Source organism: Corallococcus sp. CA054B (genome assembly GCF_003611625.1).
GTDB lineage: Bacteria > Myxococcota > Myxococcia > Myxococcales > Myxococcaceae > Corallococcus > Corallococcus coralloides.
Genome location: NZ_RAVY01000280.1, coordinates 1 through 9,509 on the forward strand (window position 1 = coordinate 1; position 9,509 = coordinate 9,509).

At 66.4% G+C, this 9,509-nt stretch carries 10 protein-coding genes, 2 tRNA genes and 2 pseudogenes; 9 read left to right on the forward strand and 5 right to left on the reverse strand.

Going from position 1 to position 9,509, the window contains the following annotated elements; translation table 11 throughout:
- Nucleotides 1–221 precede the first annotated feature (221 nt).
- Together D7V80_RS38200 and nfi are read right to left on the reverse strand one after the other, a co-directional pair.
- Nucleotides 222–437 (reverse strand): DUF2905 domain-containing protein, encoded by a 216-nt coding sequence (locus tag D7V80_RS38200; RefSeq protein WP_014394346.1) that lies wholly within the window; start codon nucleotides 435–437, stop codon nucleotides 222–224.
- Entirely contained in the window at nucleotides 434–1,150 is a 717-nt protein-coding gene (gene nfi, locus D7V80_RS38205; protein ID WP_120592751.1) for a deoxyribonuclease V, read from the reverse strand. Before nfi ends, D7V80_RS38200 begins: the two co-directional genes overlap by 4 nt.
- A gap of 181 nt (nucleotides 1,151–1,331) precedes the next feature.
- On the opposite strand from nfi, the gene D7V80_RS38210 reads away from it, so the two are divergent.
- Both D7V80_RS38210 and D7V80_RS38215 read left to right on the forward strand, forming a co-directional pair.
- A complete protein-coding gene (locus tag D7V80_RS38210; RefSeq protein ID WP_014394344.1) occupies nucleotides 1,332–1,580 on the forward strand; it encodes a hypothetical protein in 249 nt (82 codons plus the stop codon).
- A gap of 11 nt (nucleotides 1,581–1,591) precedes the next feature.
- The gene (locus D7V80_RS38215) at nucleotides 1,592–2,176 is read left to right on the forward strand and encodes a ThiF family adenylyltransferase (protein ID WP_120592752.1); all 585 of its coding nucleotides are present in this window, start codon (nucleotides 1,592–1,594) and stop codon (nucleotides 2,174–2,176) included.
- 10 nt (nucleotides 2,177–2,186) lie between these two features.
- Here the strand turns inward: D7V80_RS38215 and D7V80_RS38220 are convergent, their stop codons facing one another.
- Both D7V80_RS38220 and D7V80_RS38225 read right to left on the reverse strand, forming a co-directional pair.
- Nucleotides 2,187–3,338 carry an LOG family protein gene (locus D7V80_RS38220; protein ID WP_120592753.1) on the reverse strand — a complete coding sequence of 384 codons (1,152 nt, stop codon included), beginning with the start codon at nucleotides 3,336–3,338 and terminating at the stop codon, nucleotides 2,187–2,189.
- A gap of 17 nt (nucleotides 3,339–3,355) precedes the next feature.
- Nucleotides 3,356–4,201: a hypothetical protein gene (locus tag D7V80_RS38225; RefSeq protein WP_147447355.1), complete on the reverse strand. Its 846-nt coding sequence runs from the start codon at nucleotides 4,199–4,201 to the stop codon at nucleotides 3,356–3,358.
- Nucleotides 4,202–4,561: 360 nt separating this feature from the next.
- Between D7V80_RS38225 and D7V80_RS38230 the strand changes: the two genes are divergently transcribed.
- Nucleotides 4,562–4,637 (forward strand) — tRNA-Pro (locus D7V80_RS38230).
- A 27-nt stretch (nucleotides 4,638–4,664) separates the two neighbouring features.
- Nucleotides 4,665–4,739, forward strand: a tRNA-Leu gene (locus D7V80_RS38235).
- Between the two features lie 16 nt (nucleotides 4,740–4,755).
- Here D7V80_RS38235 and D7V80_RS38240 read toward each other — a convergent pair.
- Nucleotides 4,756–5,100, reverse strand: a pseudogene (locus D7V80_RS38240) (tyrosine-type recombinase/integrase); the annotation flags it as partial.
- A gap of 288 nt (nucleotides 5,101–5,388) precedes the next feature.
- Here D7V80_RS38240 and D7V80_RS38245 point away from each other — a divergent pair.
- From D7V80_RS38245 to D7V80_RS38265, 5 genes and pseudogenes are all read left to right on the forward strand, one after another.
- Nucleotides 5,389–6,105 carry a hypothetical protein gene (locus tag D7V80_RS38245; RefSeq protein WP_120592756.1) on the forward strand — a complete coding sequence of 239 codons (717 nt, stop codon included), beginning with the start codon at nucleotides 5,389–5,391 and terminating at the stop codon, nucleotides 6,103–6,105.
- Between the two features lie 151 nt (nucleotides 6,106–6,256).
- The gene (locus D7V80_RS38250; protein ID WP_120592759.1) at nucleotides 6,257–7,174 is read left to right on the forward strand and encodes a DUF6310 domain-containing protein; all 918 of its coding nucleotides are present in this window, start codon (nucleotides 6,257–6,259) and stop codon (nucleotides 7,172–7,174) included.
- A complete protein-coding gene (locus D7V80_RS43260; RefSeq protein WP_120592757.1) occupies nucleotides 7,171–7,926 on the forward strand; it encodes a DUF5953 family protein in 756 nt (251 codons plus the stop codon). The genes D7V80_RS38250 and D7V80_RS43260 overlap by 4 nt, the downstream gene beginning before the upstream one ends.
- A 100-nt stretch (nucleotides 7,927–8,026) precedes the next feature.
- Complete coding sequence (locus D7V80_RS38260) at nucleotides 8,027–8,896, forward strand: DUF2381 family protein (RefSeq protein ID WP_120592758.1); 870 nt, start codon at nucleotides 8,027–8,029, stop codon at nucleotides 8,894–8,896.
- Nucleotides 8,893–9,366: pseudogene (locus tag D7V80_RS38265) on the forward strand (serine/threonine protein kinase); the annotation flags it as partial. The gene D7V80_RS38260 and the pseudogene D7V80_RS38265, both read left to right, overlap by 4 nt.
- Between the last annotated feature and the right edge of the window lie 143 nt (nucleotides 9,367–9,509).

Consider the following 9,509-nt stretch of genomic DNA (forward strand, 5'->3'; position numbering starts at 1 on the left):
GGCCCCTCCTGCCCACCAGGACAGCAGACGGCCAACCCGCGAGGTCATTCCTGTCGGACAGACGCGAAGGGCGCGCATCCTTGAGAGGAAATCCGCCCGGGCCCCGCCGGGCGCGAGGGTCCAGAACCTGTCCGACTGTCGGACAGGTTTCTCCGGTGCGCCTCCGGCAGGGGCGGCCCGTCAGGGTTCTCGCCTTCTCAATCCGTGGACAGACTTCGGGCCTAGAAGAAGCGGCGGACCACCCAGGCGCCCAGGCTCAGCAGCACGGAGATGAGGAGCATGGACGCCAGCGGCGCGTAGACGCGCGTGTTCCCGCTCTCCACTCGGATGTCTCCCGGCAGCCGGCCGAACCAGGAGAACGCGCCGGCCCACACCAGCAGGCCCACGACGGCGAGCCCCAGGCCCGCCACCACCAGCATCAACCCCACGGGCTTCATCCGGGACTCCCCTCCGCCATCTCCGCGGCCTCACCGCCCGCGCGGCGGAAGGCGTTCACCAGCCGGTGCGCGTGGCGCGTCGTCTCCGGCTCGCGGTAGCGGGGGCTGACCTTCAACACCCACTCCACGGCGGTGTCCAGGTCCATGCGGTGGCCGGGGGAGACATACACGGGGCTGACGCCCGTGCGGGTGCGGACCGCCATGCCCACCACCTCACCTTTGTGGGTGATGGGGGACGTGGCGCCCCGCCGCTCCGCGAGCTTCCCGGGCGTGCCCACCAGCAGCGACTTGGCGCAGCCGATGGAGGGGATGTCGAACAGCAGCCCGCCGTGGCAGGCGATGCCCACCCGTCGCGGGTGCGCGGTGCCCTGGCCGTCGAAGACGAGCACGTCCGGGCGGACGGTGAGCCGCTCCCAGACGGCGGCCAGCACCGGCAGCTCGCGGAAGGACAGCAGGCCGGGGACGTAGGGGAACGTCAGCGTCGCCGTGGCCACGGCGCGGGCCACCGGCTGAAGCGTCTGTGCGTCGAGCACCACCATGCCGCCATAGCCCGTGTCGTTGCCCTTCTCCGTGGAGATGTCCGCGCCCGCCAGGCGGGTGACGCGCAGGCCCGGAGGCGGTTCGAGGATGAGCTGCTCGCGCAGGCGCTTCTGCAACGCCACGGCCTCCGTGGGCGTGACGTTCCAGGGGTGCGGTGCTCGTGGTGACTCCATGCGTCTCCTCCCGTGAGCCCTACACTGTGCATCCTCTGGCCGGAAGGTGACGGCCGCTCCCCTTCCCCACGTCCAGGCGGCGACGGAGGCCAGGGCGCGGCTGCTCACGCGGCCGGGCTGTCAGGAGGCGTCCGGGGGCGCCGTCCCGGGCCAGGGTTCTCTTCCCTGGAGGCACGCGACCATGGCGACGCTCAACATCACCTATGACGGCCACTCGGCGGACGTGCCGGTGGAGCTGGAGCGGCACATCAGCGACGCGGACGTGCGCCGCATCGCGGTGGAGCTGGTGCGCTCGGGCGGAGTGCCGGGCCTGCACCGCTTCCAGTTGGGGGACGAAGCCTTCCAGCACTACGTCGTGGACCGCTTCCGGGGCGCGCACGGCGAGGAGCGCATCTATCTGCGTCCGAAGGTGCCCTTCGGGGCGTGCTGAGGGCGGCCACCATGCGCATCCTCTTCTGTGGCGTGGGGGCCATCGGGTCCACGGCGGCGCTGCTGTGCCGCAACCTGGACGCGACGCTGGTGTTCATCGACTTCGACCGGGTGGAGTCGAAGAACCTGCTGTCGCAGGCCTACGTGAAGCCGTCCGTCGGAAAGAACAAGGCGGAGGCGCTGAAGCTCCAGCTGCACAACCTGCACGGCGTGAAGGCGGAGTCCTTCGGCGTGCGCCTCACGCGCGACAACGTGGAGGCGCTGTGCAAGGGCGCGGACCTGCTGGTGGACGCCTTCGACAACCAGGACAGCCGCCAGCTGCTCAGCGACCACGCCCGGAAGACGGGCACGCCGCTGGTCCACGGCGCGGTGTCCGCGGACGGCATGTTCGGACTGGTGCGCTGGGATGAACGCTTCACGCCCGACGCCGAGGACACGCAAGGCCAGGCCACCTGCGAGGGCGGCGAGCACCTGCCCCTCTTGGGCCTGCTGGCCGCGACGCTCGCGCGGGCGGTGCAGGACTTCCTCAAGCACGGGGTGAAGCGGGACGCGTTCGTGAACCTGAACGCCGTCACCCTGGTCGCGAGTCAGGGCTGAGCCGTCGCGGTCAGCCCGCCCGCGCCAGGGCCTCGCGCCCCTGGTCGAAGCGCACGAGCGCCTGGACGATGTCCTCCTTCGAGTCCGTGAGCAGCAGGTGCCGCGCGTACTCCTGTCCCTGCGCCAGGTGCTCCAGCAGCGGGTACACGGGCCGCGTCTTCGTCCAGAACTCGCGGCCCAGGAAGAGCATGGGGCTGATGACGCCCACGGTGTTGTAGTGGTTCTGGCAGGCGTCCTGGAAGATCTCCTGCACGGTGCCCGCGCTGCCGGGTGAATAGACGACGCCGCCCCGGGCGATGGTGAGCAGGCCCTCCTCGCGTACGCTGTTGGCGAAGTACTTCGCGATGCGCGTGGCGAAGGGGTTGGGCGGCTCGTGGCCGTAGAGCCAGGTGGGGATGCCCAGGCTGTCGCCCATCGCCGCCGGGTCGAGCAGGGGCCACATGGCGCGCACCTCGAAGGCGCGCGCGAGCCAGTCCCGGTCCTTGTAGGACGGAGCCCGCGCCAGCACCGCGAGCGCCGCGTCCAGGTCCTCATCCGGCCGCGAGGCGAACCACGCGCCCAGGTGCGTGGCCTCCATGGCGCCCGGGCCGCCGCCGCTCACCAGGAAGAAGCCCAGGCGCGCCAGCGACCGGGCCAGCTCCGCCACGGAGCGGTAGGCCTCCTGGCCCCGCAGCATGGAGTGTCCACCCATGATGGCCACCACCCGGCGGGGCTTGCCCTGGTCCAGCAGCGCCTCCTCCAACGCGTCGCTGATGGCGTGGTCGTGAAGCCGCTGCGCCAGGGTCTCCAGGATGGAGGGAGGATGCGCCCCGCCGCGCGAGTTCCAGTGCGCGTAGATGCGCGCATCCAGCGTATCCGCGTAGGTGTCCGGGCGGGTCGGGTCGAAGCCCGCGTACAGCTCCTCCGGCGTGTAGAGGCTGCTCCGGTAGGGGCAATAGGGCAGCCCGGAGAACGGCGGGAACACCATGGCCCCTCGCGTGATGACCTGTTGCAGGGTCGCGGGCTCCAGGAGGCAGCCCAGGAAGACGGTGCCGGTGAGGTCCGCCTTCAGCAGCGCGTCGCCCCACGCTCGCAGGTCCAGCCCCTGGAGGATGACGTTGGCGAGGCTGCGGCCGTCGCGAAGGTGCTGCTCGAAGGCAGCCAGGGTCTCGAGTTCCGTCATGGTGTCTCCGCGAAGGGCTATGCGCCGGAGAGTAGCTCGCGGACTGTCTTCTTGCTGCCGAGCATCTCCTTCCAGGCAGGCTGGGTCGTGGCGATGGAGGCCGCGATGTTCCTGCGGATGTCATCGACCGGCGCGGGGCTCGTATTGATGCGGTACTCCACGGTGGGCTTGTCGTGGAGCGGAGCCTGTTTCTTGAAGAGGGCCCTGCGCCCCTCGTACACATCCTTTTCAATGACCGAAAAGGGCTTGTTCCTGGCAATCGACCAGGAGGCCCGGTATTTGCGTTCCTTGCGCTGGGCCTCGTCCTCGGGCAGCGCATCCCAGTCCTCGTTCACTCCGAGCTTCGCGAACATGCCCTGCATGTCGTCATGGACGGCGGCTTCGAGCAGGGGAATCAACTCCAGCCGGTTGCGTTCAACGAGGTCTTCCACGGACGCGCTGAGCGAGTAGTGCCCGAAGTAGCTCTGATAGATGCAGGCCTTGCGCTCGATGCATTCGATGAAGAAGGAGTGCACCTTGAGCGTGCATCGGCAGTACCACCGGCCGTGGTTGCTGATCATCTCGGAGAGCACCTTGCTCAAGAACGCGCCCGAGCTGACCTCCGTCAGCGTGCCTGCCCTCGCATCGGTCGCCCGGGAAGTGACGTCATCCAGCCAGCCCGAGGTCGCGCCACAGGAGCCGGAGAACTGCTCCGCCAGCATCCAGTCGACGTAGTCCTTGAAGGGGCTGTCCAACAGGGCCAACACCGCATCCTCGGAGGGGCCTTCCGGGTTGCGCGCGGTCGCCAGGATGGCGCTGGGCGGGAGCATGAAGATCTCCAGCTGACTGAGCGTGAGCCCCTTCTCCTTGGCAACCTCTTGCATGAGCTGCGCGATTCTCACAGGCGGGCCTCCGGTACGGGGTTTCCCAGGATACACCCGCGCGCGCCCGGTCCACGAGCCGGAGCCTGTCAGGAACGGATTTATCGCCCGTCATTCCTCTCCAGAAAGGAGGGATGCCCATTGCAGATCCGAAACACGCTGGACCCGAAGCGCCCCGCCACGAAGGTGACCTCTCTGGAGACCCTGGAGCTGACCACCGCATCCTTCCGTGGCAGTGCGCCCGGGACCTGACGCTCGCACCCGCCACCCGGTGACCCGGGAGGCGTGACGAGGGCCGGGTTCCCGAGAGGGGACCCGGCCCTTGTCGTGTCCGGGCCCTCCCTCGAAGGTTTCCCCAGACATCGGGATGTAGCTCAGCCTGGTTGAGAGCGTGCGCCTCGGGCGCGCAAGGTCGCTGGTTCGAATCCAGTCATCCCGACTTCAAACCCAATCAAAGACACACCCCGCCGGGGTAGCCCAACTTGGTAGAGGCGCCGCGCTCAGAACGCGGAGGTTGCGGGTTCGAATCCCGCCTTCGGCACTATTTCGCCCTGTATTTACGAGTGGTTGGCGGCGTCCTCCCCGCGTGTCGCACGTATGTCGCCCGCCGGAGCGAGCGGACGATCCAGGACGTTGACTGCCGTCCTCCGGCTGTCAGGGCTCAAGTGGGCGTAGCGCATCGTCATTTCGATGGTCGCGTGCCCCATCAGCTCCTGAATCACCTTCAGTGGAACCCCGTTCATCGCAAGGTGGCTCCCATAGGTGTGTCGCAGGTCGTGCCAGCCGATTTGCCCCACGGCGCGGTTGATGCCTGCATCCCGAAGGGCACGTCGAAGAGGCCCGGCCATTCGGCCTGGGGTGAGGTGCTCTCCATTTCCTTGGCAGAACACGAAGCGCCCCCGCTGTCATGACGAGCAAGCGTCAACCATGGCTGCCGTCAAACCCGGTTCCCCAAACTCCTAAACGCGCGCACTTCACACAGCGTTCAAGCCGCGGAGGATCTCCGGACTTCTCGTCGACCGTCATCGCCTCACATGGCAGACTCATTATTCATGGGAACGTGGCTGAACGTGGCCTTCATTCAGTGTGCGGATATAGCTCGGGTAGAGAGAGAACTCTCACGCTTGTTGGTGGAAGGAGGGCGGCGCCTGACAACCCCCAAGCCGCGCACTCGGGAACGGCACGACCGCATGCAGTACGGGCTGGGTGACGAGGTGCAGCGCTGGGGTCTGGCGGGTTTTCACGGAGCCCCTGGATGGACCGTCTTGCGCACCGCCCCTTTCGAACTCCTGATGCAGGGAACCCCGCCGCTGCTCGCACGCCTCTCCTCGCGCCTGGGCGTGTCCGCTTTTCAGTACAACATCTATGACAGCACCCCAGAGTTCCTGATGGAGGCGGATGCCAACGGGCGCGTCGAACTCTCGGGATTCGTCGGTCAAGAAATAACGCGCTATTGGAACAGCGAACCGCCGATGGATCGTTTGCAGACACAGTTTCGTATCATCGAGCCATCCGCCGTGGCCGCCTGGGCAGAGTCGGCCATTCCGGAGGCGCGTGTTACCGGATGGCTCTACCCCTCCCGCGCCAACTCCCTCCTGACTGATTTCGACAAGCTTTGGGAGTCACAGCGGGCGGATCTCGTGCGATGGCTCGGCCAGCAAGGCATCCAAATTGACCCCGAGAGCCATGAGTGGCGGGTACATCCCGCGAACATTGTTCGCCGGCTCGCTCAAGCTGGCAGCGCGTTTCTTCCCGCTGAAGAGTGCGTAGAGCCGGCCATCAAGGCTGTATTTGGCGGGCCCAACGCCAGGCACTGCGACAACCTCTTTCTCGTGGAGACACTCGTCCCCCATGCACCCATGCCCGTCGATGGGTTTGTGTTGTACGCGGAAGCGAGCAGTAAGTAGGCGCGGCGCTTCATGACCGCTGGTGCGCTCCGGGCCATGCCGCTACGCCTCAGCGCCCTCATGATATCCATGGTATTCGTGGATACTGGCATACTCCACATGCGTCCAGCATTGCCCCGCAGCTCGCTGGCTCGCCTGAAAGGACGTGACCATGCGACTCCGCGCCTACGCCGCGCTCCTACTCTTCCTCTCGGCTTGCGCCACGTCGGCACCGAGCCCAGCAGAGCGCGCGTCCCGGAATCCGAGGATCGCCAATCTCCAGCGTGCGGCGGTGCTGCCGTGGACTGACGGGGGGCGGTGCGTCGTCCGTGAGGCTTCCCAGCCTTGGCCTGTGCTGGTGGAAAAGTGCTATCGGACTCTCGACCATGACCGGCTCGAGTTCCACGACACCACGGGAAGATGCACGGTCGCCTCCGCTGACGCCGCTGCCGTGGGGATCGGCTTCTGCGTGCTGGCGGCTCCTGAGATTGCCGTGGGAGCCGTGATCGTGCTTGGAGTGGTGGTGGTCGGCGTCGCCATCAAAGAAGCGCTGGACGCGTATGAGCTGCGGCACGCCTACCCCGAGGAAGCAGGGACCTCGCGAGGAACGAAAGTAGCCTCCCGGCAAGCTGAAGCGCAACGCAAACCCAGGTTGAAGCCCGAGCCAGCGGGGCAGGACTGGCAGCCCCCGGTGCCACCTGTGCCCGTAGACCGGACGGGGCGCGTCAGTTGCGAACCTGTTCCGGTGCCCCACGCGGGCGAGGATGACCCACACAATGAATGTGCCGACAAATTCCCACCCAACCGTTACCCCGGGATGGACGTGCTCGTTGGCGGTGTGCGCTTCGATGCGCTGCAAGTCGGCGTGCGCGTGCTGTGGGAGATCAAGACGCATCAATTCGACACGTACTCCAAATTCATCCGGAGGCGGGAGATCGAGAAGGAGCTGGTGCAGATAGAAAAGGAGCAAGACGCGGCGGCGGCATGCGGATATGGCTACGTGATTGGGGTGAGTACCCAAGCGCACAAGGACGCGTTGCTTGAAGCAGATCCCCTACTTGATGTCGTCGTCACAGGGTGCAAACGATGACCACGCCTGATTCCCTCACCCTAATCGCTTACGCGCCCGCACTTGTGGGCAACGATGGCCGCACGCTGGATGTCATTCATGGGATGGAAAAGGCACTTCCCGGTTTGCGCTTGGCGTGGCACATCCCCGAGAGCGGCCCCCTCATTGCGTTGCCGCATCGAGACGCATGGCTCGCTGAAATGACGCGTGACGGGAAATTCCCCCTTTTGTGCAACGGGGATGAGAGCTACCCCGTGACGATTTCGGGGAGGGGCAGGTCGGGGCGGCTCAGCCCGGGTAGACAAGCGCGGCTTGAAGTGCATGCGGAAATACCACTGGACGCACCAGCGATCGAGGCAGCGGCGGCTGTGCTTGAGGCCGTGGCCGAGGGCTCTCACGCGTACTGGGGGCATGTTTCGCCATACGGTTACGGCTCGGAGGTCGCACAGCAGTTTCGCCGTTCGCCTCATGGACCGGAGCGCTCACCCCGTGGGCTTCCCATGCTCAACCTTCCAGAGAAGCTCCCCACGCCTGCGACTCCCTGGTTCCTTGGGTGGCTGAACTATTGGTCTGCCGCCACAGCGAAGACCATCGGGTTCCCGGATCCTGCTCGCGATGCCGAGTTGCTCACGCGGGCGCGGCGTACGGCGTCGAATGGGTGGGTTGTGCAGCTCACAGCTGAGCCGCTCGCATACGACAACCCCGCCCACCTAGATGCACTCAAGCGGACCTACGATCGGTTCCCCGAGATTGGCGGACGTGCAGCGCCTTGACCCGATTCAGGAGCCCGGTACGGCACTCCGGCTGTAGGAAAGAGCCCCACTGCGCGGGCGTCCGCGATGGTAGCCTTCCCATTCGGGAGGTCATGCACCATTGCTCCAACCGTTCAGATTGGCTCTCGCGCTCGTGCTCGTCTCGGGAGCTGCTGCGGGGGCTGAGCCGGCCACAGGGGCGCGCGTTGATCGTAAGCGCTCCGTGACCATCGCCAGCACGCCCGCCGAACCGCTGCCCGTCGTCCATGTCGCGGCGGATGCCCGGACGGTGTTCCTGTTCTCTGCGCCGATCCAGCGGAAGACCCTCACCTTCGACGAATCCCGGATCCGCGTCCTGGACGCGGGCGAGCGGTCGATCATCGTTCAGCCCGTGGCCAACCTTACCGACGGCGAGCGTCAGGAGATTGGGGTCTTCTTCGCCGACGGCCGAGCGCCCACCCGGGCCGCCTTCGTGCTCGTGACAGACCCGCGCGACGTTGATGCACTGATTGACGTGCAACGCCCGGAGCCGCCGAACACGGCCTGCCAGCCCACGGCTCAAGCCCCGGCGCCAAAGCCGGAAGACTTCGTGCTCCTCGGCTACGTGGACGAGAAGGGGGTCACGACGTCCAGCAGCAAAGGCACGCTCAATGCTGTGCAGGGGCTGATTTTGGACTCAATTGTAGCCTTTCGGGGCACGGGGTGGATTCTGGCGGACGTGAAGATTGTGAACCGCCCTGACCACCCCGCTTGGACACCACGAGAAGCAATGTTCGTGGGGCGAGTCGGCATGCCCCTACGGGCGCGACTGGTAGCCAAGAAGCCGGGAGCAATCCCTCCGGGGGAGGACGGGCGCATTCTGGCGGTCGTGGAAGTGCCAGAGACGAAAGCAGACCTCGTCTTCACCCTGGAGGTGCGTGGGGATGGGGAACGTCGGCTCACGATTCCAGACGTGCGTTTCCTGAAGCCCGCCGCGGAGAATGCCCCATGAGCGCGACGCTGATCCACGTTCCGCCCGGTTCGTTGATTGACGGGTGGCAGGTTTCCAAGCCACTCGGTGACGGAGGCTTTGCGTTCGTCTTCCTTGGCGAAAAGAACGGCAGGCACCGGGCCATCAAGGTGGCCCAGCACCGGGAGTCCAGCGGCGACCCCAAGCAGACCCATGCCCGGACGCTGCGGGAGTTGACGGCGCTGCTCATGCTGGACCATCCCCACATCGTCCGGCCGCAAGGATATGGACTTGCGGAGAGTGGGAACCTCTACCTCGCACTCGACTACGTGGACGGATGGACGCTCGCGGAGTGGGCGGAGCGCAAGCACCCGACCGTTCGCGAAATCCTCGGGGTCTTCGAGAAGATCGCCGGTGCTCTGGCATACATGCATCGCCGGGGCGTCCTGCATCGGGACCTGAAGCTGTCCAACGTGCTCATCCGCAAGAGCGACGGCGAGCCCGTCATCATCTGAAGGATCCCCTCATCTAACCCCCTTCAGGGAAGTTGGGTAAGGGACCGGCGGTTGCTCCATGGAGGGGGCGCTTCCATGGCGTGGCAGCCGAGGCATTGGACGGCCCAGCAACTGGAGGAGCGGCGGCTTGCGGCCGGACG